Annotated in this window: 23 protein-coding genes; 12 read left to right on the plus strand and 11 right to left on the minus strand. The window is 41.3% G+C overall.

Translation table 11 applies throughout. The features are described 5' to 3' along the window. The first annotated feature begins 1,232 nt into the window (after nucleotides 1-1,232). Together BV375_RS37160 and BV375_RS24960 are read left to right on the plus strand one after the other, a co-directional pair. The gene (locus BV375_RS37160) at nucleotides 1,233-1,382 is read left to right on the plus strand and encodes a hypothetical protein (protein WP_166507525.1); all 150 of its coding nucleotides are present in this window, start codon (nucleotides 1,233-1,235) and stop codon (nucleotides 1,380-1,382) included. Next, nucleotides 1,361-2,341: a DUF1517 domain-containing protein gene (locus BV375_RS24960; RefSeq protein ID WP_086765506.1), complete on the plus strand. Its 981-nt coding sequence runs from the start codon at nucleotides 1,361-1,363 to the stop codon at nucleotides 2,339-2,341. The genes BV375_RS37160 and BV375_RS24960 overlap by 22 nt, the downstream gene beginning before the upstream one ends. 197 nt (nucleotides 2,342-2,538) lie before the next feature. Here the strand turns inward: BV375_RS24960 and BV375_RS24965 are convergent, their stop codons facing one another. The 4 genes from BV375_RS24965 to BV375_RS24985 form a co-directional block, all read right to left on the minus strand. Continuing rightward, a complete protein-coding gene (locus tag BV375_RS24965; protein ID WP_086765507.1) occupies nucleotides 2,539-3,162 on the minus strand; it encodes a Uma2 family endonuclease in 624 nt (207 codons plus the stop codon). 125 nt (nucleotides 3,163-3,287) lie between these two features. Beyond that, complete coding sequence (locus BV375_RS24970; protein WP_086765509.1) at nucleotides 3,288-5,078, minus strand: bifunctional serine/threonine-protein kinase/formylglycine-generating enzyme family protein; 1,791 nt, start codon at nucleotides 5,076-5,078, stop codon at nucleotides 3,288-3,290. Nucleotides 5,079-5,359: 281 nt separating this feature from the next. Further along, nucleotides 5,360-7,204: a bifunctional serine/threonine-protein kinase/formylglycine-generating enzyme family protein gene (locus BV375_RS24980; protein ID WP_086765513.1), complete on the minus strand. Its 1,845-nt coding sequence runs from the start codon at nucleotides 7,202-7,204 to the stop codon at nucleotides 5,360-5,362. A 354-nt stretch (nucleotides 7,205-7,558) separates the two neighbouring features. Further along, the gene (locus BV375_RS24985; RefSeq protein ID WP_086765515.1) at nucleotides 7,559-8,359 is read right to left on the minus strand and encodes an ABC transporter permease; all 801 of its coding nucleotides are present in this window, start codon (nucleotides 8,357-8,359) and stop codon (nucleotides 7,559-7,561) included. 508 nt (nucleotides 8,360-8,867) lie between these two features. Here BV375_RS24985 and BV375_RS24990 point away from each other — a divergent pair. Beyond that, entirely contained in the window at nucleotides 8,868-9,953 is a 1,086-nt protein-coding gene (locus BV375_RS24990) for a glycosyltransferase family 4 protein (protein WP_086765517.1), read from the plus strand. Between the two features lie 745 nt (nucleotides 9,954-10,698). Continuing rightward, the gene (locus BV375_RS24995; protein WP_086765519.1) at nucleotides 10,699-12,819 is read left to right on the plus strand and encodes a DUF1565 domain-containing protein; all 2,121 of its coding nucleotides are present in this window, start codon (nucleotides 10,699-10,701) and stop codon (nucleotides 12,817-12,819) included. Nucleotides 12,820-12,873: 54 nt separating this feature from the next. On the opposite strand, the gene BV375_RS25000 is transcribed toward BV375_RS24995, so the two are convergent. Beyond that, entirely contained in the window at nucleotides 12,874-13,797 is a 924-nt protein-coding gene (locus tag BV375_RS25000) for a pyridoxal-phosphate dependent enzyme (protein WP_086765521.1), read from the minus strand. 190 nt (nucleotides 13,798-13,987) lie between these two features. Here BV375_RS25000 and BV375_RS25005 point away from each other — a divergent pair, with 190 nt between their 5' ends. The 3 genes from BV375_RS25005 to BV375_RS38345 all read left to right on the plus strand — a co-directional run bounded on the left by BV375_RS25005 (nucleotide 13,988) and on the right by BV375_RS38345 (nucleotide 15,465). Next, on the plus strand, nucleotides 13,988-14,548 hold the full coding sequence (locus BV375_RS25005) for a pyridoxamine 5'-phosphate oxidase family protein (protein WP_086765523.1): 561 nt from the start codon (nucleotides 13,988-13,990) through the stop codon (nucleotides 14,546-14,548). Nucleotides 14,549-14,896: 348 nt separating this feature from the next. Continuing rightward, complete coding sequence (locus BV375_RS38340) at nucleotides 14,897-15,241, plus strand: hypothetical protein (protein WP_243714041.1); 345 nt, start codon at nucleotides 14,897-14,899, stop codon at nucleotides 15,239-15,241. 20 nt (nucleotides 15,242-15,261) lie between these two features. Beyond that, on the plus strand, nucleotides 15,262-15,465 hold the full coding sequence (locus tag BV375_RS38345) for a GNAT family N-acetyltransferase (RefSeq protein ID WP_243714042.1): 204 nt from the start codon (nucleotides 15,262-15,264) through the stop codon (nucleotides 15,463-15,465). 40 nt (nucleotides 15,466-15,505) lie between these two features. Here BV375_RS38345 and BV375_RS25020 read toward each other — a convergent pair whose 3' ends face one another. Both BV375_RS25020 and BV375_RS25025 read right to left on the minus strand, forming a co-directional pair. After that, nucleotides 15,506-16,174 (minus strand): glutathione S-transferase family protein, encoded by a 669-nt coding sequence (locus BV375_RS25020; RefSeq protein ID WP_086765527.1) that lies wholly within the window; start codon nucleotides 16,172-16,174, stop codon nucleotides 15,506-15,508. A gap of 8 nt (nucleotides 16,175-16,182) precedes the next feature. After that, entirely contained in the window at nucleotides 16,183-16,455 is a 273-nt protein-coding gene (locus BV375_RS25025) for a hypothetical protein (protein WP_166507526.1), read from the minus strand. A 177-nt stretch (nucleotides 16,456-16,632) separates the two neighbouring features. Here BV375_RS25025 and BV375_RS25030 point away from each other — a divergent pair, with 177 nt between their 5' ends. Then, nucleotides 16,633-17,526 (plus strand): LysR family transcriptional regulator, encoded by an 894-nt coding sequence (locus BV375_RS25030; protein WP_086765529.1) that lies wholly within the window; start codon nucleotides 16,633-16,635, stop codon nucleotides 17,524-17,526. Here BV375_RS25030 and BV375_RS25035 read toward each other — a convergent pair. Further along, on the minus strand, nucleotides 17,523-18,164 hold the full coding sequence (locus BV375_RS25035; RefSeq protein WP_086765530.1) for a Uma2 family endonuclease: 642 nt from the start codon (nucleotides 18,162-18,164) through the stop codon (nucleotides 17,523-17,525). The two genes, BV375_RS25030 and BV375_RS25035, sit on opposite strands and share 4 nt — an antisense overlap. 106 nt (nucleotides 18,165-18,270) lie before the next feature. On the opposite strand from BV375_RS25035, the gene BV375_RS25040 reads away from it, so the two are divergent. The 4 genes from BV375_RS25040 to BV375_RS25055 all read left to right on the plus strand — a co-directional run bounded on the left by BV375_RS25040 (nucleotide 18,271) and on the right by BV375_RS25055 (nucleotide 22,400). Continuing rightward, nucleotides 18,271-18,684, plus strand: coding sequence for a GNAT family N-acetyltransferase (locus BV375_RS25040; RefSeq protein ID WP_086765532.1), 414 nt, complete (start codon nucleotides 18,271-18,273; stop codon nucleotides 18,682-18,684). Nucleotides 18,685-18,697: 13 nt separating this feature from the next. Beyond that, nucleotides 18,698-19,159: a cupin domain-containing protein gene (locus tag BV375_RS25045; protein WP_086765534.1), complete on the plus strand. Its 462-nt coding sequence runs from the start codon at nucleotides 18,698-18,700 to the stop codon at nucleotides 19,157-19,159. 286 nt (nucleotides 19,160-19,445) lie between these two features. After that, entirely contained in the window at nucleotides 19,446-21,536 is a 2,091-nt protein-coding gene (locus BV375_RS25050) for an S-layer homology domain-containing protein (protein ID WP_086765536.1), read from the plus strand. Nucleotides 21,537-21,641: 105 nt separating this feature from the next. Further along, complete coding sequence (locus BV375_RS25055) at nucleotides 21,642-22,400, plus strand: hypothetical protein (RefSeq protein ID WP_243714043.1); 759 nt, start codon at nucleotides 21,642-21,644, stop codon at nucleotides 22,398-22,400. 175 nt (nucleotides 22,401-22,575) lie between these two features. On the opposite strand, the gene BV375_RS25060 is transcribed toward BV375_RS25055, so the two are convergent. The 3 genes from BV375_RS25060 to BV375_RS25070 form a co-directional block, all read right to left on the minus strand. Beyond that, nucleotides 22,576-23,838: an ABC transporter ATP-binding protein gene (locus tag BV375_RS25060; RefSeq protein WP_086765540.1), complete on the minus strand. Its 1,263-nt coding sequence runs from the start codon at nucleotides 23,836-23,838 to the stop codon at nucleotides 22,576-22,578. Between the two features lie 2 nt (nucleotides 23,839-23,840). Then, a complete protein-coding gene (locus BV375_RS25065; RefSeq protein WP_086765542.1) occupies nucleotides 23,841-24,713 on the minus strand; it encodes an ABC transporter permease in 873 nt (290 codons plus the stop codon). 249 nt (nucleotides 24,714-24,962) lie between these two features. Beyond that, entirely contained in the window at nucleotides 24,963-26,387 is a 1,425-nt protein-coding gene (locus BV375_RS25070) for a WGR domain-containing protein (RefSeq protein ID WP_086765543.1), read from the minus strand. Between the last annotated feature and the right edge of the window lie 57 nt (nucleotides 26,388-26,444).

A 26,444-nucleotide genomic window follows, 5' to 3' on the forward strand; every position in this document is an offset into this window, starting at 1 on the left:
AGGGGGGAAAGAGGAAACTATAGTACCCAACGTATTAAATTTAACTGCAATTGCTCTGTTTAACTTTTCGTTACATATTTAGGAATTTTCCTGCCCACTTACTTATCTAATTTTCGCCTGTTTTATCATCTTCACTAATATCTACCTTGCAAAAACCAGGAATATACATTATTTTTTACTATTAGTATTTATCTCAGGAATGGCAAGGATATTGGTAATAAATAATTATCACTTTATGATACATAGGCTGTAGAAACATAATTCTATATCCTTGTTTCAGCGATTGGATAATACAAATTTCAGCAGTATTTTATAACAGTAGTTGGAAATATTTTGTTTTTAATGTTGTTGATTTTTTTAATTTAAATTCCTCACCACATAAGATTTGTCTATCTGATTAACAAGCATTGAAGATCGGTACTGCCAGCTAAATCAATTGTTCATAGACTATTGTGGTAATTGCTTAATTTAGTTTCTATAAATAGATTATCCTGAAAAAAACTCAAAATTCTGCCAAAATGCCAAAAAGACTCTGGTTTGTTTTGAGTCTCAGATCAAGCAGATTTTAAGTATTAAGCCTACGGACCTCCAGTTAGATAAGTAAATGAGCCTAAATAAATATAGCTGCTTTGGCATGGGCAAAGGAGAATGTGGCTTGGTTTAATACCACCTGCCTACTTACCCATAGGCTAAAATGCAGTTAACAAAATACCCCCAACTAATTATGGTAGTTAACTGATATGCAAAAGTAAACCACTATTACTTGGTCGCTAAATCAATTTTTGTAATGAGTTCCATAAATTACTGTAATTAAGATTACGAATTTTAAAAGTGCGAAATCATTACCAGAAATTACTTAAATGATAAGTATAATTGCGTTTTATTTCAAATAAAGCACTATATTCGCTTTCTGACTGGAAGCCTAGAGCTACACAAACAAAGCTCACCTTCATAGAGAAACGGTATAAATTAGTGTTTGTCGCATCTGTACAAAAACTATAAAATCCTTTTTCCTTCTAAGGTTTGAAGCATAACTCTCTCTCCAGACACAAGATGAGCACTGGGACAACTCCTATGGGGAATGGTAAACAGGGTAATGATTAATTGATCCCAAAATTCCCACAATAGAGAAAAGATCTAAGGTACGGTTATCTACTCAAGAAATCCCCCCTAAGCTTGCTGCCTAGGCAATATAAGACGCGGTACATTGAATATGTAGCCGACGAAGACTAATGTTACGAGAGCTACTGCCAATCAAAACTCGCTTGCTTGCTACGGGCTGGCGTTACCGACCAAGCACAACTCTCCTAGCAGCGTTGGGAGAAATCATCACCAATACCGTTTTTCAAGCGACTGTATTATGCGTAAAAAACTACAACTAGCGATCAAACCGCTGTTAAAAACTTTCTTTATCCTGAGCCTGGTGTTAGCTTTGGCACTTGGTCACGCCGATGGAGCATTAGCTGCCCGTAGTGGTGGTAGAATCGGCGGTGGTTCCTTTAGAGCGCCTTCCAGCCGCACTTACACACCTCGTACCTATGCGCCTCCTGGCGGGGGAGGATATTATGCTCCTTATCCTGGTGGTGGTTTTGGATTTCCTTTCCTGATTCCCTTTTGGGGTATTGGTGGGGGATTTGGCGGGTTGTTTACCATCTTAATTTTTCTTGCGATCGCTAATTTCTTACTCCAAACCTTCCGCCGCGTTACCAGTGGTGACACTACAACCGAAGAAGGCTACAGCAGCAACCCTTCTGTGTCTGTAACTCGTTTGCAAGTAGGTTTATTAGCTCAAGCTCGTGGCTTGCAAACCGAACTCGACCGCATTGCCGAAACTGCTGATACCAACTCCCCAGAGGGGAGAGCAGAAATTCTGCAAGAAACTAGCCTAGCTTTGCTCCGCCATCCAGAGTACTGGGTATATGTTGGTGGTGGTACACAACAAGCTAAGTTAAATTCTGCTGAGGCTCAATTCAACCGTCTCTCACTAGCAGAACGCAGCAAATTTAGCGAAGAAACGCTATCTAACGTCAACAACCAACTTAGAGCAGCACTGGCGAAAGAAGCTCTACCTGGTGCTGGAAATCCTGAAAATCCTACAGACCTCATTACCTCTGGTCCTGGAGAGTATATTATTGTTACCTTGCTGGTGGCAACTCTAGGCAAGTATGCAATTCCTGAAATTAACAGTGCTGATGATTTGCGTCAAGCTTTGCGTCAAATTGGTGGCATTCCTAGCGAGCAAACCTTAGCAATAGAGGTGCTTTGGACTCCTCAAGCTGAAGGTGATACTCTTACTTCTGATGATTTGTTAGCTGAGTATCCCGATTTGAAGCTTGTTTAATCAAATCAAGCTGCTACAGTAGCATAAAAACCGCTTGCTTAACGGCAAGCGGTTTTTTGTTTCAGTATAAGCATATTTAGCATATATCTTCCTTATCGATTTTAGTATAGCAAATTTAGGATCAGCAGTCAATTACATTTTTCCCCTGAAATGTTGTGTCATTGTTAAGAACTACCCTACAAAAAATATTCCATACTCTATGTGTGTGGTACTGGGTCAAATACCTGTTCGGCAGTCAAATTAAACTCTGGCAATGTTGGTGATATTATCCGGTCAGTACCCCGAAACTGACTAACTTGATATTCATCTTCAATGAGTTGATAAACTGAAATCGTCGGTTGTTTGGGATTACCGATAAACTTCTTAGCGCCTAATGCTGCATAGTCAGCAATCCAATATTCAGGAATGCCCATCGCTTCATAATCGGCAAGTTTCAGATAGTAGTCATCGCGCCAGTTAGTACTGACAACTTCAATTACTAAAGGAATTGATGCGCCATTAATAATAGTAGAAGATTTTTCCCAAAAAGGTTCGTCAGCTAAAGCCGCATCATTTAATATCAATACGTCTGGGAAATAACCTGATTCTCTTTCGGGTGGTTTGACGATTGCTTGATTGGGGATAAAGTAGGGGAGATTTAATCTCTCAAATTCCACAGATAGCTTTCTTACTAAAAATCCTTTTACTCTTTCATGTTTTCCTGTAGGCTGTGACATTTCGACAATTTCCCCATTGTGGAGTTCGTAGCGTACCCCAGCATTTTCTGGATACCAGGCGATAAATTCATCAAAGGTGACTATTTTTGGTAAGACTTGAGTCATAACAATTGAGGTTTTTCATGACTTAGGATGCTGAACTAACAGTTAAAATGCCAATTTATCAAATGAATAACTCAGCAATTTTCAAAGTTTCTAAAATTATAGGCAGAAAGTTTAAAACGAATTCCTCACGCGCTAACGACAACACGAAATCCAATGTAGAGGTTACGGATAACTGCTCCGACGCTGCTGCGATTCGCACTGCGACAGTATCCTGGAACGTGATACCAAGAACCACCACGTAGCAGATGAGATGTCTTATCTCCGCTAGTTAACCAAAAACTACCATCAGTAGGTGCGCCTTGGTAATTTTGATAATAATTATCTTGACACCATTCCCATACATTACTGTGCATATCGTATAAACCAAAAGCGTTGGGCGGAAAACTACCTACTGGTGTTGTTTGCTGGCGATATTGACCTTTTGTCCCAGAAGCGTATGCATAATTTCCGTCGTAGTTGACTAAATCACTGGTAATAGTTTCACCAAAATAAAAGGGTGTAGTAGTTCCAGCACGACAAGCATATTCCCATTCTGCTTCACTAGGTAGCCGATAGGTGCGTCCTGTTTTCTGGCTTAACTTTTGGCAGAATTCTACAGCATCACTCCAACTCACCTGTTCTACAGGACGTTTCTCATCTTTGAATTTGGAGGGATTACTACCCATTATTGCTTGATACTGCGTTTGGGTGACTTCATATTTACCCATGAAGAACCCAGGAACCTTAACTTCATGCTGCGGTTTTTCACGATTGTCTCCTTCTCCTTGCGGTGAACCCATCATAAATGTACCGCCAGGAATGGATACCATTTCTAGAATTACTCCATTTCCCAAGTCTTCTTCAAAGAAGTTTGCACTACGACGGTTACGGCTAATTTGTTTACCTCTTGCGTCTACTGTTACTACATCAAATTCAAAAGTTTTTAGAGATGAAGTATTACTGGGTTGACTGGATTGAACAGGAATGCATTGAGGTTGTGGAATCGCTTGAATTGTTTTGGTAGAATTCAAGTCTTGCAAAACTTCTGCGGCTGATTGATATCTTTCCCTAGCTAGATGTTTTAGCAACTTATCGAGAACTTGCCCTAATTCGTTGCTAAGAGTAACACCTTTATCTTGTAACCTTTCTCGCCACAGCCATTGAGCATTATAAGCATCATACAAGCGATCGCAAAGATTACCATTGGCATCTGGTAAAGCCAAGCATTGAGTTAACAGCCGCACACAAGTCGCACCCAAAGCATATAAATCACTTGCTGGGGAAGCAAATCCATTCATTTGCTCACTCGGAGCGTAACCGATAGTATAAATTCCTGTGGCTTGTCTGGCTAAACTAGTTTGGGTTACTTGTTTCGCTCCACCAAAATCAATTAGAACAAGTTTGCCATCTTTTTGACGGCGCATGATATTTTCTGGTTTAATATCTCGATGGATGACGTTGCGATCGTAAATGAATTGCAGAACTGGCAATAAGTCAGCTAAAAGTTGCCGAATTTTTTCCTCGCTAAAGGCTTGTTGCTGAAGTTCTGTTAATAAAGTCTGTCCTTGAATAAATTCCTGTACCAGATACAAGCTTGAGCCTTGTTCAAAGTAAGCTAACAATCTGGGAATTTGGCTGTGATTTTCTCCCAGTTCATAAAGACGTTTTGCTTCTTGCTTGAATAATTCTGCTGCTTTACTTAATGCGGCTGTTCCGGAGACTTGAGGAAAGAATTGCTTGATGACGCAAACATCATCAAATCTACCTGTGTCTTCTGCTGTATAGGTTTTGCCAAACCCACCTTCGCCTAAGATTTTCAAAACACGGTAGCGGTTCCCCAGAAGCTTACCAAAGCTGCTTTGTCCACAACTTATGCAAAACCTGTTGCTATCAGGGTTGAAGGGATTTGAGCAATTAAGATTTTGGCAGATTTGCATAACTTGGGATGATTTAGCGCTTCTGGTTTATGGTTCCCAAAGTTAAGCCTAAGAATTCCCCGCAGTTATTGATAATGATGCAAAAGTTAGTTTGAAAGTCACAATAGCTAGTTTGAAAGTTACAATAGCTAGTTTGAAAGTCACAATAGCTAGTTTGAAAGTCACAATAGCTAGTTTGAAAGTCACAAATGCTAGTTTGAAAGTTACAAATGCTAGTTTGAAAGTCACAAATGCTAGTTTGAAAGTTACAAACGCTAGTTTGAAAGTCGCAAACGTTGATTTTACAGCTTCCCTTCAGCAGAAAATACCACCCGAAATCCACAAATCCTCAACCCACCATCTGATTCGTTCCAACTACGGCTGGCGCTGCGACAAAGTTCTGCACCAAAACTCCAAGAACCGCCACGCAACACCCGGCGATGCATATCACCACCATCTTCCCAAACACTTGCATCGGCGGGTGCGCCATCATAATTGTTGTGCCAAGGATCAGCGCACCATTCCCAAACTAACCCGTGCATATCGTACAACCCAAAGGCGTTCGCTATTTCAAAACTGCCAACATTGGCAGTTTCTTTACGGGATTTACTATCACTACCACTACAGCTGACTAACTCAGGAGTAATAGTTTCGCCAAAGTGAAAGGATGTCTTCGTTCCAGCACGACAAGCATATTCCCATTCCGCTTCGCTGGGTAAACGATAGTCACGTCCAGTTTTTTCGGCTAGCCTGAGACAAAATTCTACAGCTTCATGCCAGGATACATTCTCTACTGGTCGATTTGGTCCTTTGTTTTTGGATGGGTTGGGATTTAAAGGTTGTTTGACTTTAGGTAAAGTGGCTACGGCTTTCCACTGTGCTTGAGTTACAGGAAATTTCCCCATAAAAAAAGGTGCGACTGTAACTTTGTGTTGGGGACGTTCGTCTGCATCACCTTCAAATTTTGGGGAACCCATCAGGAAAGTACCGCCAGGAATCGATACCATTTCTAGGGCGATCGCTTTACTCAATTCTTCTGTAAAATATTTGCTATAAAGGCGATCGCGGTTTACTTCTCTACCAGCTGTATCTACTGTTACTACGTCAAATTCAAAGCTTTGTAAAGAGGGTAGGGGTTTTATGGCTTTTTGTGGTCTTGTTGGTGGTGATATAGGCAGTAATATCCGTTGAGATATTGCCAAAATCTCCGCTTCTAGTTCAGATGTGGTTGTAGACTTCAAGTCATTCAGAACTTCGGCTGCGGATTGATATCTATCTTTTGGTAAATGTTGGAGTAATTTATCTAGAATCTTCCCTAAACCATCACTAATAATAATGCCATGTTCGTGCAAACGCTCCGGCCATAACCACTTAGCATTCATGGCATCATAAAGATTGTCATAAATCTGTCCATCAGTATTTTGTAAGGGCAAACATTGAGTTAAAAGACGTACGCAAGTTACACCCAAAGCATATAAATCACTAGCATGGCAAGCAAACCCAGCCATTTGTTCTGTGGGAGCATAACCAATTGTGTAAATTACCGTAGCTTGTCTAGCTAAACTAGTTTGGGTTACCTGTTTAGCACCACCAAAATCAATTAATACGGGTTTACCATCACTATCGCGGCGGATAATATTTTCAGGTTTGATATCCCGATGAATAACATTACGCGAGTGAATGAAATCAAGAACTGGCAATAAATCAGCTAAAAGTTGGCGAATTTCTTGTTCAGTAAAGGATTGTTCTTGAACTTCTTGTAAAAGTGTTTTTCCTTGAATAAATTCTTGGACAAGATATAAGCTTGAACCTTGTTCAAAGTAAGCTAGTAAGCGAGGAATTTGGGTATGATTTTCTCCCAATTCATACAAGCGAAATGCTTCTTCTTTAAAGAATTCTGCTGCTTTAGTACGTTGTCCGGTTCCTTGAACTTGGGGAAAAAATTGCTTGATTACACAGGGAGCATCTAATCTATCTACATCCTCTGCTGCATAAGTTCTACTGAAACCACCTTCACCTAATAGCCTTAACACACGGTAGCGGTTTCTGAGTAGTTTGCCAAAGTTGCTTTGTCCACAACTTATGCAAAATCTATTGCCGTCATGATTGAATGGATTTGAGCAATTGGGATTTTGGCAGATTTGCATAATGAAGAGGAAGTAGCATCTTGTCCAAAGTTAGCCCCAATATTATCGAAGTGAAAACAGATCTATAGACAAATAAATATGGACAGACTTAATCTGAGTAGATACTTAGATAAGTAAATACTGATGGAGCCATTTTATTTATTTTTTTGATCTCTGTTTGTAACTTTTTAAATATGAGTATATATGAAAGCAATGATTTACATTACAGAAAGAATAATAATGGTAATTTACTAGATTTGTCAAGGGGATGATAGTTGTATTTGTAAATACAGCTACTTTTAAAGTCTATTAATTGATATGGCAAAATTCAGTTCCGCTTCGGGAATACGTTTGCTTTTCAATTAACTAACAAATTTAAATTTCATCTCCGTAAGCGCGAATTAATTCTGCTACAAAAGCGACCATTGCAGATGCTAAAATTAAGATAACGCTGAGAGCATTAATATCAGGTTTAACTCCAGTTCTAATGCGACTAAAAATTTCCATTGGTAGGGTGTTAGAACCACTACCTGCGGTGAAACTAGCGATCAAAAAGTCATCTAAACTCAGGACAAAGGCTAGCAGACAGCCAGCGACAATACCAGGCATTAACTGTGGTAATAATACTTTGATGAAAGCCTGTACTGGTGTTGCTCCTAAATCTAAAGCAGCTTCCTCTAAATGGGGATTTAAGTGCGAGAGTCGGGAAGCAACCACAAGTCCGACGTAGGCGAGACAGAATACTACATGAGCCGCGATAATTGTCCACAAACTCAAGGGAATTGCAAATGCTGCTAAAAAAACTAGGGTAGCTACGGCGATCGCAATATCAGGGATAATCAACGGTAAATAAGAAATGCCGCGATACAATTTCTTAAGTGGAAACTGATAACGTGCTAAACCCACAGCCATTAATGTTCCTAGCACGGCTGAAATAATCACTGCACTAAAGGCAACTATTAAACTATTCTGCAAAGCCGATACAATGCGCTCATCATTGAACAATTGGCGATACCAATCGAGGGTGAATCCTTGCCAAGTTGCACTGTAAGGCGACTTGTTAAAGCTGTAAAATGCAAGTACTAATATAGGCAAATACATAAAGATAAATATAATTACTGATAAAACCGCCTGCCATACGACACGCGGTTTTTTTGAGGATGGAGAAATATTCATGTTATTTATTTTTTAAATAATTTTAATCAGCCAATGATTATATTATCCTTACCCTTAAAAGTCAATACTATCTAGCTCAGAAGCGATCGCGCCTAGCAATTGATAGCCTTTTCACTGATCGGTAATGACAACCGCAACTGCTAGAAATTAGCGATTCACGTCTTCTCAAAAAGGTAATAAGCGCAAATACTTGATAACCCTTAGAAACCATTAACCTAGTGCTGAATTAATCAATTTCAGCAACATTCGTGGAAAACTCTAAATATAGAGATGTGGTGCGGTTTGAGTAAATAACATAATTTTTCTCTCTTAAGGAGAAGATAATTTCCCTACAAAGATAGAAGATAAAGCGAGAAGTGAAAGCGTAGGATTAGAAAGTAATTCATAATTTGCTTGGCTTTCAAAGAGAGCTTAGGGCTTAGGTTTTATTGCTTGTAATCATTCATTAAATACGAAGCTCACAAAGCATAAATCTCTTAGCCAAGACTAACTTTTCAGGAGGTTTGTGATGCGAATTGCTCAGATAGCCCCACTATGGGAAAGAGTGCCCCCTCCAGGTTATGGAGGTATAGAGTTAGTAGTGGGGTTGCTGACCGATGAACTGGTGCGACGTGGACATGAAGTTACACTATTTGCATCGGGAGATTCTATCAGTTTGGCAGAGCTAGAATCAGTTCACCCCCGTGCCCTCAGACTTGATCCTAATATCAAAGAGTATGGCATCTACGAGATGTTGCAATTGGGTTTAGTTTACGAGCAGGCAGAAAAGTTTGATATTATTCATTCCCATATGGGTTGTGCAGCACTGCCCTATGCGAATCTTGTAAAAACCCCCACAGTTCATACCTTGCACGGTATTTTTACCCCTGATAACGAAAAGATGTTTCAATTTGCTAAACATCAACCTTATATCAGTATTTCTAATTCCCAACGGGAAGCAAGATTAGGACTGAACTATGTAGGAACTGCATATAACGGGATTGATGTTAGCAGTTATAAATTTCATGCCCAGCCAAACGATCCGCCTTACCTAGCATTTTTAGGCCGGATATCTCCAGAGAAAGGAACACATATAGCGATAGCTGTTGCCAAACAAGCTGGTTGGCATTTAAAAATCGCCGGGAAGGTAGATGTCGTTGATGTAGAATATTACGAAAAAGAAGTCAAACCGCTAATTGACGGCAAACAAATTGAGTACTTGGGTGAAGCAGGCCATGCTCAAAAAAATGCCCTCATGGGAGGTGCGGTAGCAACTTTATTCCCCATCACTTGGCGAGAACCATTTGGGTTAGTCATGGTTGAATCAATGGCCGCAGGTACGCCAGTGATTGCAATGAAACTTGGATCTACAGTCGAAGTAATTGACCACGGAAAAACAGGCTTCCTCTGCGAAAATACTGAAGACTTTGTCAGTGCCATTAACAAGGTAACAGAGTTAGACCGCCACGCTTGTCGGCAGCATGTTGAAAATCGCTTTAGCCTTCAGAAGATGACTGACAGTTACGAAGAAGTTTATCGACAAGTTCTGCAAAAGCGATTTGCTCAAAATGGCCGTTCCCGTAGTTTAGCTGGTTTAAGCAAGAGCAGCATTTAGGTGAATCTTTCTGGTTCACCTTTTTATTGTCTGTAGCTATTACGTAAGCTAGAGAGCAATTAGCTTCCTACCTAATTAAATATCCCCCTAACTAATCAACACAGATATTCAGTTATCTGTGTTTTTATTTTTGGACGCTGTTAGTCTCCCAAAGGGTAGAGATTTTCTCTACAGTAGACTTCTTGCAAAAATCCGAATAAGAACAAAAAAACCACAGATGTAGACACGTAGACGCGAAGCGGCTTCTCGAAGAGTAGTGGCTTCCCGTAGGGTACACAGATAAACACCAATATTTATCTGTGTTCATCTGCGTTTATCTGTGGTTCGATATTCAAAAAATCGACTTATGCAAGAGGTCTAATCAGCGTCAAGCTTTTTTGTCTTCAATCTTTTGCCATATTTGCAAGACACATACCACAAATATGGTTAATATAGTTTAAAAATGTTGAATCTACTGAATTTAACATTTTTCTGAACTAATTAGTTCTTTGAACGCAACAGTTAGCATCTGCCATCAGAGCTATATTTTTCGGCTCTTTGAGGATTTACCAGGTCTGAGCCATTAAAGACGGGTGTGATCTACCAGGGTTTAAGAATACTTCATATTTCAGTTCGTAAAACCAGTCTTTTAACTCATGACTGTGTATTCCCAATAGGCAATCCGTCAGATGTTGAGTAACATAATCGACATAGTATTACTTCAGAGTATAAAAATTTATTCTATTTTCACAGGAGTGCTGTCAAGGTGATTTCCCCTATTGTGTTTCCTAGAAATCGTAGGTCTGATATTCTCCCAGCAACGGTAGTTGCTAAAGGCGATCGCCCATATTCTGAGCGAGAATTCGGACTAAATACAGTTATACGTGCTTCAGTATTATCTCTGAGCGTTGGTATAAGTTTAGCTACTTTTGCTTTACTGGGGATAAGCTTTGGCAGCGCTATTGCGCAAGTGCCGCCTGTGGGTGAAAAACAACTTTCTCAGGTTAATGTGCTGTTTGTCAATCCTGCTATTGGGGAAGACAAAGAAGGTAATGGTGGTGAACGCACTCCCTTGAAAACCATTACCCAAGCGTTACAAAAAGCTACTCCCAATAGCGTGATTACGCTGGCGACCGGAACTTACAGTGCCGAAACAGGAGAGGTATTTCCCTTAATCCTCAGACAAGGAATTTCTATTCAAGGGGACGCTGGCAATCAAGGTAAGGGGATTACGATTCAAGGAGGTGGTGAATACCTCAGTCGTAGTTACGGTGGTCAAAACGTCACAATTGTCGGGGCAAACCAAGCAGGTTTAACTGGGGTAACAGTAACAAATCCCAACCCTCGCGGTTATGGTTTGTTCATTGAATCGAGTAATCCAGTAGTTTCGCAAAACACATTTACTGGCAATACCCAAGATGGGGTGTTTGTTACTGGCAATGCCACACCAACCATTAGCCAGAATAACTTTTATCGTAATGGAGCCAATGGGATCACGATCGCTGGTAATTCCCAAGCCCAAGTTCGAGAAAATCTCTTTCAAGAAACTGGCTATGGCATTAATATTGCGCAAAATGCTGCTCCCACAATTTCAAACAATCAAATTCAAAACAACAGATCTGGGATTATCGTACAAGCTAGCGCCCACCCAGTTTTGCGAAATAACATCATCGAGGGTAGTAAAGAAGATGGTATGGTAGCGATCGCCCAAGCAATGCCAGATTTGGGTAATGATTCCGAACCAGGTGGTAATCAATTTCGCAATAATGCTCGCTACGATATTAACGCCAGTGCTGCTAAACAAGTAATTGCTGCTGTTGGTAACAGTCTTATTAACAATCGCATCGCTGGTAAGGTAGATATTAGAGTTCCAACAACGGTTATAGCTCGGAATGCGCAATCGGCGGCTGGTGGGCCTCAAGACGTACCTACAAATGGTGAAATCATCTTCTCAGCCCCGGAACTTTCTGAAGCTCCCAACAGGCTAAACGTACCTGCCGACAACAGCAATCCTCGTAATAATCTGACAATTGGCAAATTGAATCCCCAACTATTACCACTGCTACCAGCCAATGCATCGCGTGTTGTTCCCAAATTCGATCCACCACCATCTACCCCTACACTCAACTCTCCAGTTCCCGGCTTTCCTGTTCCCAGCAGCTTGGTAGGTAAAGACACACCACTAAATCCTCCAGCTCCCCCAACGGCAAGTATGCCTCCTGTACCTGGTAATTCACCTGATACACCACAGTTAAATTACGTACAGGTGAATACCAATGCAATTGAGTTTGCCCCACCTCAGCCTCCGAGCAATTCTGTAGTCAAACCACACGCTACAAGAGGTAGAGGTAAGAAGCAGCCATCACAAAAGCGACAAGCAGCTCCTCCTGTAGGTAACTCAAATCTTTTGCCCGTTCCTAATTCCAATATCCCAATGGGCAATACTCGAAATATGCGAAAAGTACCAGTACCAGAAGGTTATCCCAGTGGGAATGATGGTGGTTCATTGCCAAATAATGTAGCTCCGATGGGTGCCGGTTCACTGCCCTATCGTGGTACAACTCCAATGAATCCCGACTCATTACCCCCCGGTGCAGTTCCGATGGGTAACAGTCCATTGCCCCCTGGTGCGGTTCCGATGAGTAGCAATCCACCACAATATGGTGCTATCAGCCCGATGGGTGTACGTTACCGCGTATTAGTAGAAGTAGCTACCGAAAGGGATCAAGAGTTAGTCCGATACCTTGCCCCTGGTGCTTTTTCTACAGTCTCCCAGGGTCGAAGCTTCATGCAAGTGGGAGTATTTAGCAATCGCTCTAATGCTGAAGGCATGATGAACACGCTCAATAGCAACGGTTTAAGAGCGATCGTTGAAGTGTTAAATTGATTAAAAGGGAACAGGGAACGGGCAACAGGGAACAGATGCCCTTACCCTGTTCAATTACTGAAGCAACCGCTTTTCCATGCCGAGATTGCCCTGTAAGCCGCCAGTGTGGATCAATAGTAGGCGATCGCCTCGATGAAAGAATCCCTGCTTCATTAAATCCATCACTCCATAAAACATTTTGGCGGTGTAGACATAATCTAAAGGGATGCCGTGTTCTTGGGTGAATTGCTGGCTAAACATTAATAGTTCTTCGTTCACCTTGGCATAACCACCCATGTGATAATCACATATCAGTTCCCAGGATGCGATTGCCTTATCAACAATTGATAAACCAGAGGCGAGGTAATTCTTTAGCCAACTATCTATTTCCGGCGCGAGGAATCCCCCATCTTTGAGAACAGGAAAGCCGATGGCGCACTGCCCTTTTTGCAGCGACAGTATAATTCCAGCTAAGGTAGTACCTGTACCACAAGCCACGCATACAGTATCAAATGCTGCCGTGTTTACTATTTCCATGCAGCCACGCACACCGTTGAGATTGCTGCCACCTTCAGGAATGATAAACACCTCACCGAAGCGCTGCTGTAATTCTGCTTGTAATGCTGTGGTTTGTCGCTGTCGGTATTTCTGGCGGTCGAGGTAGTAAAGCTGCATCCCTTGCTGCATGGCATAACTTAGCGTCGGGTTCAGTGGCAATCTCTCCTCTCCCCGAATCATGCCAATAGTGCGGAAGCCGAAAAGATTTCCGGCTGCGGCGGTGGCAAAGATATGGTTAGAATAAGCACCACCAAAGGTCAACAACGTTGTGCAATTTTTCTGTTTAGCCTCCAAGAGGTTGTACTTCAGCTTGAACCACTTATTGCCATTAACCCACGGATGCATACAATCGAGGCGGAGTACAGATAAATCAACTCCAGCTCGTTGAGCAATTGCGCTATAGATAGGTTGTATCGTAGGAGGCAAAAAAGTTGAAGACATTCACAACTGAGAAATGGGGATGCAATGATTGTGATGAGTCAACAGCGCGTAGGCGTAGCTCATCGTAGATATCGCCAAATTTGTGGGTATTAATTTAGCTTGAACAGCATGACAGTAAAAGTCAACCCTTGCTTAATCCCTAGCTAAGAAATAGGCTGAGGACATAGAAAATTTCTAAATTTACTTGGTTATGGCTAAAGTTTTTGACTGTATCACTGAGGAACTACAAGAATTTATTGCTGCCCAACACCTTTTTTTTGTAGGTAGCGCACCTTTGAGTCCTACAGGTCACGTTAACCTTTCTCCCAAAGGAATGGAGAGTTTTCGCGTGCTTTCTTCCAACCGCGTAGGCTACTTAGATCTAACAGGTAGTGGTAACGAAACTTCAGCTCACCTGCAAGAAAATGGGCGAATTACGTTTCTATTTTGTGCTTTTCAAGAACCTGCCCGCATTTTACGGCTCTACGGTCAAGGATACACGATTTTGCCAGGTACTCCAGATTGGAAAGCTGTTGACTCTCTTTTTCCTTCCTTGCCTGGATCTCGCCAAATTATCATAGCTGATATTGAACGGGTACAAACTTCATGTGGCTTTGGTGTACCACTCTATGAATATCAAGGACAGCGCCAGACTTTAGTAAATTGGGCAACTAAAAAAGGCGAAGAGGGAGTTAGAGAATATCAACAGCAAAAAAATCTTGTCAGTATTGATGGTTTACCAACTCCACTGAGCAATTTACCTGGGGATTGAGAAAGAATCAGGGGAATATGGAGGGGCAAGAGAGACAAAGGGGAGATTTCGTTACTAACATCGAGGCGTTCATCAATAACATTGCGACGTTCATCAATAACATCGCGGCGTTCATCAATAACATCGCGGCGTTTATCAATAACATCGTGGCGTTCATCAATAACATCGCGATGTTTTTAAATAAATTAGGAAAAACTTATATTTACAACAGACCATGCAGTTAGAATATTTTGTCTTGAAGAGATAGGTAGGTCAAATAAAGGGAAATGGCTGTGAATATCGATTTTTTTATTCTTAAATATTTCTCGTAGCAGCCTGAATAGATACCTGTTTTCAAAATATTGACATATGAATTATTCAATTCGTCCACTGACGCAGAAAGATGAGCCTTTCCTCTGGCAAATGCTATATGAAGCGGCGCACATGACCGAAGAAGGGAATCTGACGGTACAGGATGCGATGAATCATCCTGAATTAGCTAGATATGTTAATAACTGGGGAACTAAGGATGATATGGGCTTCCTTGCTAGCCAGGTAAGTAGTAATCAGCCAGTAGGTGCTGCATGGCTGAGGTTACTGACAGGCGAAAATTGTGGGTACGGTTATGTTGATAGCCAAACGCCTGAACTTGCGATGTCTGACGACAAGCCGCTTCGCGTCTACGCTATTCTCCCCGAATATAGAAATCAATAGGTACACAGTTACTCACTCACTTGTTGTCAGCAGCGAAAGCTTATTATCCTTTTGTATCACTGAGCATTAGAAGCTCAAATCCGGCTTTACGTTTATATCAACGATTGGGTTGGGAAGTTGTTGATGGTAGTGAGACAATCAACCGAGTTGGTGGTATTTCTTTCAAGATGAAATTTGATTTAATGAGAATTCAACCACAGATAAACACCGATAAACACAGATGAATAATTTGTCTGTTTTCTGTCTCTAAAAGTGATTTAGGAATCAAATCGGATTGCTATACAACTCGTATTGAGAAAGAACTTCTGTCTCATTTTTAGCTGCTTGTATCCAGTCTTGGATTGCAGGAAGTTCTAAAATTGTCTCCACATATTTTCTAGAAATACTATCTAATTGCACATCGTAAGTGACAAACCGCAATACCACAGGGGCAAACATGGCATCAGCAATTGTAAACTTGCCAAATAACATATCGCCCTCTGCTGCAAATTTTTGACGGAATTCTTGCCAAATGTTTGTAATGCGGTCAATATCTTTTTGCACTTCAAGTGTTAGACCTTTCCCAGGTAATTTAGCTCGGCAATTCATGGGCATATTCTGCCGGAGATTTTGAAATCCTGAGTGCATTTCTGCACTAATAGAACGAGCTAATGCCCTGGCAATTTTATCTTTTGGCCACCAATGCGGATGGGGGAATTCTTCAGCTAAGTATTCGCAAATCGCTAAAGAATCCCAGATGGTTTGATGATTGTGTAACAGCACTGGTACTTTTGCTGAAGGCGAATATTGCCGAAGTTTTGATGTTGTTTCTGGAGTGTAAAGAGGAATGCGAATTTCATCAAATTGCACCCCAAATTGCTTCAAAGCTAGCCAAGGACGTAATGACCAAGATGAATAATTTTTATTACCAATTACTAAGGTAAGTTGTGTCATGTTGATTTTTAGTGTCTGTAAAGCTGCTCAATCCACATAGATACATCAACTTCCGAACCGGAAGAGAAGGACTTTCCTGTTACAGGATCGTAAGCTTGCCAATAGATATTACCGTGGCGATCAACCTTTTGTATAACTTGTAATTCGTCAGGTGCTAGTAGTGTTTGAATCGCTTTTTGCCAAAAAACATGCAATGCTTGGTAGACAGATGTGAAGATATTTCTGGTTCTAGAAGTTATTTCTATCTCTTCGGGTTGCAGACATCTAATTTCATTTCTCATAGCATTATTCCCGATAGATGCTCATTACATACGAACTGTAACAACCCCTAAGTTATTAATCAAAACATGGCTTGTATAGTTTCTATAAATGGCATTTATAGATATAAAAAACACGAATACAATCTTTTTGAGACAATTAAATCAGGAATTTTCTCACTTCTATCTGATTAATTGACCATGAAACTCTCCCAACTTCGAGCCGTAGTTGCAGTAGCAGATTGTGGTAACTTCAGTGAGGCAGCCTTAGAATTGCAACTTTCGCAACCAGCAATTAGTCATGCGATCGCCACCTTAGAAGAAGAATTAGGTGTGCCTTTATTTGCTAGAGGTCGTCATGGTGCTGTCCTCACACCTGCTGGAGAGCGCATCTTATATCATGCCCGTCAGTCATTGCAACATCTAGAGATGATGCAAAAAGAAGCGAATCTGCATAAAGGATTACACGGTGGTCATGTGCGGATTGCAGCTTTTCGCAGTGTTGCTACTCATTTACTCCCAAAAGCGATCGCGCAGTTTCACGATCAATTTCCAGAAGTTGCTGTGACAATCATAGAGTGTCTTTCCTACATTGAGGTAGAACAGTGTTTGCGCGAAGGACGTGCCGATATTGGCATTACCTATCTACCTACTAGTGATGAGTTTGAAGTGTGGGAAATTATCAGGGATGAATATGTAGCGCTGCTACCACCAAACGCTAAAGTTAGTAGTTCGACAATTACTTGGGAAGATATAGCTGTATATTCTCCAGTTTTGCTATCTTGCCTACCTTGTGGACGCCCTCTGCATAATCACTTGAAGATGGTAGCAAACTTTATGAATACTATTAGCAATATTCAGGAAGACTCTACTGTTGTCAGCTTAGTAAATCAAGGACTGAGAGCCGCTATTCTGCCTCGTTTAGCAGCTGTGCCGATTCCACAAAATGTCCAGGTGTATAGTTTACCAATACCGCTAGAAAGAGTTATGGCAGTTGCTGTTTTATCTAATGGACTCCATATTCCGGCCGTCTTTACATTTTTAGAAATGCTGAAGAAATTTGATTTTTATACTTTGGCTAAATCCACTTATTAATGAGAGAAATCTTGGAGTTGCTGTTTAAGGTGGCGGATAGCTGCGCTGGTATTGCGTTCATAGGCAATTTGGACACAGCGAGCGATGGCACTTTGCAAGTCAAACTCTGGAAAATAGCGACTCTGGATTTGCAGTTGGTAATCTTCTCCTTGCAGTTGGTAAATCAATAACCGCTGCTTTTTGAATAACCAAACTTCGGGAACGCGGTAGGGAAGATAATCTTGGACATCAGAATAACTGGTCACGTCAATTTCGATGACGAGATCCGGTGGTGGATCTTGTTGCCAGTCAATCCGCTTTTTGCCGGAAACAGCTTGCCAATTGTCGATGTAGAAACAATAGTCAGGTTCAATGCCGCTTTCTTGGGGCAGTTCCATCGTCACGGGTGTAAACGCATCGTATTCCCGTCCATCGTGATCCAAAAGAGTGACGACGATATTGGCAATCAAATGAGCATCTCGACCATGCACAGGTAAAGGTGACATCAGCAATACTTCTCCATCGCGGTATTTGATGCGCGGAATTGACCCATCTCCTCGCTGCTCACAGAGGATTTGATACTCTTGCCAGGTAGCTGGCAACCGCACTACACATCCAGAGGGTAATTGAATTTTTTCTAAGGAGACAAGGGCAAACATGGCTTAAGCTCCTCTTGGTAGCGGCTTATTGCCATGATAACAAGATTGATATGAGCGATATTCTACTGCTTATTGCTCGTTCCCTTTTTCAATTCCTTAACCGCTCATGAATTATCAGATTGTTGACCATCTGACAGACAATCAAATTGTGGAATTAGTTGATTTGTACAAAAACGAATTTTGGAGTAAAAAACGTACATATCAAGATGTTGCCAAGATGCTTGCTGCGTCAGATATTATTATTGGTTTAGTTGATGACAGCAAACAATTAATTGGTTTTACCCGCATTCTTACAGATTTTGTCTATCGAGCAACTGTTTACGATGTCATCATCAAACCTACTCACAGAAAAATGGGGCTTGGTGCTAAGTTGATTGATGCAGCGATTAATCATCCCCAATTATGTGAAGTTGAGCAAATTGCTCTTTACTGCTTGCCAGAAATGATCCCCTTTTATCAACGCTGGGACTTTACTAATGAGGTAGGCGAAATTCAGTTGATGTATCGTTACAAGCAATGATCCCTAGAAGCAGATGATTATTAACCCAGAAAACGTACCTAATCGCACAACTACAATTTACCCTCAAGAATTTAAATCCTTGGTATTAGGAAGAGTCAAAAAAGCTGTAGGTAATGCAGCCGGATTGAAAAATTTCGGTGTCAACTTAGTGACTCTGGCTCCAGGAAGTTGTTCGGCTTTACGACATTGGCACACCCGACAAGATGAGTTCATTTATGTGCTCGAAGGTGAAGTGACTCTAGTTACTAACGAAGGTGCGCAAATCCTTCAACCAGGAATGATGGCAGGTTTTCCCGCGGGTGAGGACAATGGACACCATTTGGTGAATCGTTCCCAAGCAGCGGTAGTTTATTTAGAAATTGGCGATAGAACTGCTGATGATGAAGCTCACTATCCAGACAATGATTTGATGGCTCGAGCCTCTGCTGACGGTTGGATCTTGACGCATAAAGACGGTACTTTGTACGAAAGTTAGCTGGCTCGTAGTAGCGCTTTAGCGCTAAATCGCTACTACGAGCTTGTATCTTTGCTGCCTAGGGCTTTGGATAGATTTGATTTCGCGATCGCCCATGCTTCGATCTTTCTAGCAGGGCTACTTACCATGCCTTGATTTTCTCCACGAGGTAGGTAAGCTATAGCTATCTACATATGGAATTACCCAGATATATTTTGTACTTAGCTGTACTTATTTTATAAGAGTGATTATAACTAGGTTATTATTTATCGCTGTCATAATTTAAACAATTAAATTGCAACAACTAATGGTGACCTCTACCCTCGTGACCACATTCTATGTCAACTCTGTTCAGGGGAATGATGCTAACGCTGGTTCACGGTTGAGTCCCTTTAAAAGCCTCACCCGTGCTCTAAAAGCATCTACAAAATCTACAATTATTCAGTTGGGGCCTGGAACGTATAGCACTGTTACCGGTGAGGTGTTTCCACTAATGATCCCGGCGGGGGTGATAGTGGTAGGTAATGAAGCTAGCAAAGGTGCTGGCATTGTGATTATCGGGAATGGCGCTTACCAGAGTCCTAGCTTTGGTATGCAAAACATTACGTTGCTATTACAGGAAGACGCCAGTCTCCGGGGTGTAAGCGTCATAAATACCACTTCTAAAGGTACTGGTGTCTGGATCGAATCTACAGCACCAACTGTAGCTAACAATACATTTATTAACTGTGCTCGGGAAGGTGTATTTACGACCGGTGCAGCTAAACCGGCAATTTTAGATAACGTATTTTTGCAAAATGCGGCCAGTGGGTTAACGATGGCACGTAATAGCAAAGGCGAAGTGTTGCGGAATGTTTTTCAGAAAAATGCCTTGGGGATCGCAATTAGTGACTCTGCTGCTCCTTTGGTGGCAAATAATAAACTATCAGAAAATCAAACTGCGATCGCTCTTTCCCGAGATGCACGACCTGTACTGCGGCAAAATATCATTACCAACAATACCCAAGGTGGTCTGTTGGTGAATGGTAATGCGATCCCCGATTTAGGTAGCACTCAAGACGCTGCTGGTAACGTTTTTCGCGATAATAAAGAATTCGATTTACAAAATGTCACATCACAGCAGTTAGTTTCCGTCGGTAATCAGTTGAATCCCATCCAGGTAAAAGGAGCAGTAGATTTTCTTTCAGCTACAGTAGAATCTGCCAGCCAAGTATCAGTTGGCACTAGTTTTTATGACCTAGGCGGACATTGGGCAGCGGCTTTTGTCGAAGCATTGGTTAGTAAAAACTTGATCAGTGGCTTTCCTGATGGTTCCTTCAGTCCAAATGCCCCGATCACTCGTGCCCAGTACGCTGCTATAATTGCCAAGACTTTTCCACCACCCAATGGTAGCAAAGTCAGTAATTTTACGGACGTAAAACCCGACTATTGGGCGGCATCAGCTATCTTGCGTGCTGCCAATATGGGCTTTATCAGTGGATTCCCTGATGGGACTTTTCGACCAGGACAAAATTTAACAAGAATTCAGGCAATAGTATCTATCGTGAATGGTTTGAAATGGAGTGGGGGAAACCCAAATGTGTTGAGCGTCTACCGCGATCGCGCTCAAATTCCTAGTTACGCTACTAATGCAGTGGCAATTGCCACGCAAAAACTATTAGTAGTCAACTACCCAAAAGCTGAACAACTAGAACCACTGCGCGATATCAACCGTGCTGAAGTAGCGGCAATAATTTATCAGGCCTTAGTAGCTATTGGTCAAGAAAAAGCGATCGCTTCGCCCTATATTGTCAATCCTGATGTTGATATTCCTTCTTTCAGCGACTTAAAAGGACATTGGGCAGAAGCATTTATTCGGGCATTAGTGAGTATGGGTCTAACTACAGGTTTTGCTGACGGTAGCTATCAGCCAGATAAACCGATGACTCGCGCTCAATATGCGGCTTTAGTAGCCAGTGCTTTTAACCCCACTCCCAAACGTCCAGCCATCGATTTTACTGACGTAGCCAAGGATTTTTGGGCTGCTAAGGCAATCCAAATTGCCGCTATGGGCGGTTTTGTCAGCGGATTTAGCGATCGCACCTTCCGCCCAGATCAAAACGTGCAAAGATTACAAGTAGTAGTCTCCTTAGTCAATGGGCTGGCCTTACCAGCAGCCGATAACGATACCCTGCTTGTTTACAGCGATCGCAATGCGATTCCCGAATATGCCCGTAAAGCTGTAGCCACTGCGACCCAACAGCAAATAGCAGTGAATTATCCCGATCCTAAGCAGCTTGTGCCAGTTCGTGAAGCGACACGCGCCGAAGTAGCAGCTATGGTTTATCAAGCTTTGGTGGCTATCCAGCGTACAACCGCAATTAAATCACCATATATCGTCTCGCACACAACCAATTGACCAAGTAGAATAAGAAACATTTCCTATTAATTTAAAAATACTTGGGCAAAAACCCTATAGCTAAAAGCTCTTTTGCCTATAAGCAATGGGTAGAAAATATAACTTATGTCTGAAGCTCATAGCTCGATGTTAAAACCAGTTACAGACACTGCTAATGACTTGGCAACTGCCTTATTAACTCACTATAGCTTTGACCTCAGTGGTTATAGTGTCAGTGAGCTAATTAGACGTTGGAAACACCATTACCCACTTGAGTGGATACACATTGCAGTGATCGAAGCATTGTATCAAGGCCGCTATAAAGCAGTGTCCGTACAGCAAATTTTAAACTTCTGGCAACGGCGAGGTCAGGCTACCTATCATTTCAACATGGAATTTGAACGCCTGATTTGCAGCAAATTTCCTGAAAGCTTAACCTCAATTTCAACCCCAGTTTTATATCCTGCTAAGAAAATCACCACTATTGAGAAGACTAATTATCATTTAGCATCCTCATCTGTGAACACCGATCCATCACCAACCAAGGTGGATCGTGACTATAGCCAAAAAAAACTTGCGCCGTTAAAAGTGGTGCGTGAAGCAGAAACGCAACTTACTAGTAAGGATACAGAAGACGTTGTACTATCTTCTGCACCTAGTGCTACCAATGCTGCCATGACTCAAGGGGATTCTGAACTACTACAACCCAGCCTCAAGCCGGAAAATAGCCTTGAGCTTAATTCTCCAGTTTCTCCAGTCAATAATAAACCACAGCAACTACTGCCAGCTGGTGTCAATCATCGGGCAATTGGGCAATTTACTCCCGATAAGAGCGATCGCACTGAATCATTCACATCAAAACTCAAAGCGATGTCTGGTGGATAAATACGCCGAACAACCTTATACAAGAGAAAAATTGAGATTTCTAAGACAGAGGGCAGAAGGTAGAGGGAATTTTAGTTTGAATTAATTTCATCTACTTACATATTATTTTTAACTAGGGTTCTAGAACTAGCCCAAATTTATCTGTGTTTATCTGTGTGCATCTGTGGTTGATATTTCAAATTCTACCTTTACTAATAACTTTCCACTTCCGTGGTTGATAAAATAACGAACGGCTAGTAATCTTGCTGGCTTTAACAGTGAATCGAAAATATTCAACTATATCAAAAGAACACACACCTTCTTTTATATATATTTTGGCACTGTATAAACCGGGTAATAAGCAAAAGTAGGGCATCTGCATCTGGATTTCAACTCTTCCGGGAAGTATATTTAAAGGTTCATTATCGCTGGCAGAGGTTATATATAAAATTCGCTCATTTTGTCCAGATAAAGCGGTAATAGCTACACCTAAATTTGCATAATCAACTTTTTTGTAGGATTTGCATTCTACGCATAAATAAGCTAATTCCCCACAAAGAGGAGCCGCAAGTATATTGCCTTGGGCATCTTTAAAACTCAGAGAAATAATATCTACCCCTAAGCTTTCACTCTGTGGCTTTTCTGGTAGAAACATCATTCCTAAAGATGTTTCTGTACCAGCTAAACTTAAATCTTCTTCGTATTGACGAATTACTGTTTCTGTCTCGCCATATTTAATCAATTCGCCTTTGAAAAGATATAGAGAAGTTTCACATACATTCAAGACAACATGAGGATTATGAGAAACTAAAATAAAAGCTGTCCCACCTTCTCTAAGTTTTGCTAGTTTCTTGTAACATTTGACTCTAAAATTGATATCGCCAACAGCTAACACTTCATCAATTAGTAAAATATCTGGTTCGATGTGAACTGCACAAGCAAAACCCAATCTAGCCGCCATACCAGAACTATAAGTCTGTACAGGTGCATCAATGGCATCTGCAATACCAGCAAAATTTATGACATCTTGAAATCTCTCTGCTATTTCTTTAGTAGATAAACCTAGAATTGACATATTAGCATAGATATTTTCTCGCCCTGTAAGAATCGGATTAAACCCTGCTCCTAAAGCAATTAATGGAGCTAATTTTCCCCTAACCTTCACACAGCCAGTATCAGGATTAATCAAACCACTAATAATGCGTAGCAGGGTACTTTTTCCGGCTCCATTTGCTCCCACTAATCCTAAGGCTTCTCCCCGTCGTAGTTCAAAGCTGACATTTTTTAGTGCCCAAAATTCTTGTGGACGTAGATTTTCACTGTTTCTATTTCTACCTATTAGCTCCTGACAAATGTCTTGCACACCATACATTAAAGACTGTTTTAAGTTTCGACAAAACTTCTTAGAAACTTTGTCAACGGAAATTAGTAATTCAGAATTATCTCTTAAATTAATCATTTTTAAGAACTAACTCTTTCAACCACAAAAGGCATAGCTAAACGGAAAGTAACCCAGGTTATTATTAAGCCTACTAAGCTAATTGCGCTTACCAGCCAAAAACGATAAGGGTCTGATATCACTCCTGTGGTTGCTAACTCTCTTGCTGTTACTAGTAAAGGAGTGACAGGATTAATCTGTACTAAAAAACCAAAAATTCCCTGTTTTGGCACTGGATACACTACTGGAGTTAGAAACAGCCAAAAGCCTGTAATTAAAGTTAAACCTCTAGATATATCTTGATATAATACTCCTAATGGTGCTAATAAAATGCCAAAAAATACTCCCAGCAAAACTAAATTGATGATTGCTACTGGCGCGAGAATTACTGTCCAAGTTACAGATATATGAAACCAGAAGAAAAATGCCACTATTAAAATTAGCTTGATGGCAAAGTTAAAAAATACCTCGCCTATTTTTGCTAAGATCAGTGCTTCTCTAGGAAAGTTGACTCTTGCTAACATCGGTTTTGCTAGTGTCACAGCTTGCACTGGCCCATTTAAAGCTTCCACAAATGTTTGCCATAATGCCGTGCTGAACATCACATAAGCTGGATAAGGCAAATCTGTAGCCTGAATATTAATGACATTGGCATCATGAGCAAGGGTAAATCCCGATGCCATAATAATTGGTGGTAAAAAAGCCCAAGCTATTCCGAAAAAAGATTGACGATACTGTGCACTAATATCTCTTACCATCAGTCGCCAAGCCAGTTCACGAGAAGCTAGCAAGTCTCGCCACATTTGTTTACCCAATTTTATGGGATGTCTCAACTTACTTTCGGAGGTATAAATAACTTCCGATAGCTGAGAATTTAAACGCTGATGCTGCTTCATCTAAAACCTCCAAGAGACCCCAACTGAATTCTTTACTCAGAATCAGTGGTGGGAGTAATTCCCAATTTCTTGGGTTTAAGTTGCATAGAAGTAACCATCCTTTGCGTGAATTTTTTGACAATATTTGTGAGAAATCCGCTGCACTAAACCATTCTTAGTGGATTTTAAATCACAATATGCAAAACTTCGACTTATGCAACAGGTAAATTACTCAATTAGTATTCCAGGACTAGCTGGGCGATCGCTAAATCAATTAATTAATTTTTTAATATTACCGTAGGCGCGGTAGAAGCCACCACTAGCTGACTCGCGTATTTCTTCGACAAGATAACATTCACCCTCTTGGCGAATATCTTTAGGAAACTGTACTTTCCACTTCGAGTTATATCCTGGCGAGATAACGCGCACCCTGAGTTTATTCCCTTCCCGAAAGCACTCAACAATTACTCCTTGAGTTGTATCTGTTGTAGTTTCCACAACTGCGGAGGGTGCTGCGCCTTCTGCTGCTGGTGCTTTAATAATAGCTGCTTGCGGAATTGTACCCACTTGGGCAGCTTGGATAGCGGCTTCACTAGTATCAATACAAGCGAGAGAGCCATCGGTGGTGACAATATAAATGCGATTTTCAAAAAACTGCATAGATAAGGCCGAACCGCAACCAGTTCCAAGTTTCCAAAGGCGTTCTCCTGATTTGTTGAAGCAGTAAATAGAAGAACTATTGTCACCAGCAAACACATACTTCTCATCTAAGGCGGTAGCGCAAGAGTACACAGCAGCATCGCACTTGTAGACTGGGCCAGCCTCACCCTTTTTACTAAAACAGTAAATCTTTTGGTCGCTTGCACCAGCATAAACGGCTGATGCTTCTTGCCAACCAAATAGTACACCGCCGCCAGTCTTTTGATGCCATAGCATCCGACCGTCTTTGTTATCATACATAGTCACACCTTGACTATGACCGTGATAGATACCAACTTCGTCACAACGTACCATCCAGCCAGAATTACCTTGGCTTAAACGAGTCCACTGCGACTCATCATCATGATCGATGGTGGTGACACCACCGTTCGCATCGGACACTGCTAATAAACCGTTTTTGATATCAAGCCAGAAAATATCAACATTTTCATCAATTTCATAAGCAATACGTGGTAATTTCCCCGTGAGATCGTAGACATTGCCGTTATCGCAGCCAGCATAAATCCAAATATCATCAGCAACTAAACATTTAACACCATCGGGAAGCTTAAACTGATTGATAACTTGACTTTGGTGATTTAGCGCAAAAACTTGACCGACTTGATTTCCTACCCAGCAACGATTACTGTCAATAAAAATTCCAAAGGCGGCGGAATTAGAGTTAAATTTCCAGAGGATTGGGGCTTGTTGTGCTGTCGATGTGGTACTGGTGACTGCGCGCCGTGTAACGGGACGCTTCTGGCGCATACCCATGACAGCATGTTCGTAACCTTTTGCCAGCTTTTCTTTGATCTTCTTGTTCGCGTCTGCTTTAGCTTTATCTGGGGTGGGGTAAGTTTTAGTTTGAGTCTGTCCTAAGTCGCCAATGCGACCATAGCGGATACTTACTTGCGTATCTTTGACGATGACTTCATAAAATTTATGGGAGCTGCCACTAGCCTCTGAAAGCTCAAGATAGGTCTTTTCTTCAGCCATGATATTTTCTCGTTAAAACAAAATTTAAAAGTACAGATTCTTACTTTGTTCTAACTG

The sequence above is a fragment of the Nostoc sp. 106C genome (assembly GCF_002154725.1).
Taxonomy (GTDB): Bacteria; Cyanobacteriota; Cyanobacteriia; order Cyanobacteriales; family Nostocaceae; genus Aulosira.

Excerpts from the sequence above, each read along its gene's own strand:
- BV375_RS25035 (WP_086765530.1), bottom strand. The coding sequence starts at position 18,164 with ATGTTTGCCCTTGTCTCCTTAGAAAAAATTCAATTACCCTCTGGATGT.
- BV375_RS25055 (WP_243714043.1), top strand. The coding sequence starts at position 21,642 with ATGTCTGAAGCTCATAGCTCGATGTTAAAACCAGTTACAGACACTGCT.
- BV375_RS24985 (WP_086765515.1), bottom strand. The coding sequence starts at position 8,359 with ATGAATATTTCTCCATCCTCAAAAAAACCGCGTGTCGTATGGCAGGCG.
- BV375_RS25070 (WP_086765543.1), bottom strand. The coding sequence starts at position 26,387 with ATGGCTGAAGAAAAGACCTATCTTGAGCTTTCAGAGGCTAGTGGCAGC.
- BV375_RS25025 (WP_166507526.1), bottom strand. The coding sequence starts at position 16,455 with ATGAGAAATGAAATTAGATGTCTGCAACCCGAAGAGATAGAAATAACT.
- BV375_RS25050 (WP_086765536.1), top strand. The coding sequence starts at position 19,446 with ATGGTGACCTCTACCCTCGTGACCACATTCTATGTCAACTCTGTTCAG.
- BV375_RS24980 (WP_086765513.1), bottom strand. The coding sequence starts at position 7,204 with ATGCAAATCTGCCAAAATCCCAATTGCTCAAATCCATTCAATCATGAC.
- BV375_RS25030 (WP_086765529.1), top strand. The coding sequence starts at position 16,633 with ATGAAACTCTCCCAACTTCGAGCCGTAGTTGCAGTAGCAGATTGTGGT.
- BV375_RS25045 (WP_086765534.1), top strand. The coding sequence starts at position 18,698 with ATGATTATTAACCCAGAAAACGTACCTAATCGCACAACTACAATTTAC.
- BV375_RS37160 (WP_166507525.1), top strand. The coding sequence starts at position 1,233 with ATGTTACGAGAGCTACTGCCAATCAAAACTCGCTTGCTTGCTACGGGC.
- BV375_RS24970 (WP_086765509.1), bottom strand. The coding sequence starts at position 5,078 with ATGCAAATCTGCCAAAATCTTAATTGCTCAAATCCCTTCAACCCTGAT.
- BV375_RS25000 (WP_086765521.1), bottom strand. The coding sequence starts at position 13,797 with ATGTCTTCAACTTTTTTGCCTCCTACGATACAACCTATCTATAGCGCA.
- BV375_RS25060 (WP_086765540.1), bottom strand. The coding sequence starts at position 23,838 with ATGATTAATTTAAGAGATAATTCTGAATTACTAATTTCCGTTGACAAA.
- BV375_RS25065 (WP_086765542.1), bottom strand. The coding sequence starts at position 24,713 with ATGAAGCAGCATCAGCGTTTAAATTCTCAGCTATCGGAAGTTATTTAT.
- BV375_RS38340 (WP_243714041.1), top strand. The coding sequence starts at position 14,897 with ATGAATTATTCAATTCGTCCACTGACGCAGAAAGATGAGCCTTTCCTC.
- BV375_RS25040 (WP_086765532.1), top strand. The coding sequence starts at position 18,271 with ATGAATTATCAGATTGTTGACCATCTGACAGACAATCAAATTGTGGAA.
- BV375_RS24960 (WP_086765506.1), top strand. The coding sequence starts at position 1,361 with ATGCGTAAAAAACTACAACTAGCGATCAAACCGCTGTTAAAAACTTTC.
- BV375_RS24965 (WP_086765507.1), bottom strand. The coding sequence starts at position 3,162 with ATGACTCAAGTCTTACCAAAAATAGTCACCTTTGATGAATTTATCGCC.
- BV375_RS25020 (WP_086765527.1), bottom strand. The coding sequence starts at position 16,174 with ATGACACAACTTACCTTAGTAATTGGTAATAAAAATTATTCATCTTGG.
- BV375_RS25005 (WP_086765523.1), top strand. The coding sequence starts at position 13,988 with ATGGCTAAAGTTTTTGACTGTATCACTGAGGAACTACAAGAATTTATT.
- BV375_RS24990 (WP_086765517.1), top strand. The coding sequence starts at position 8,868 with ATGCGAATTGCTCAGATAGCCCCACTATGGGAAAGAGTGCCCCCTCCA.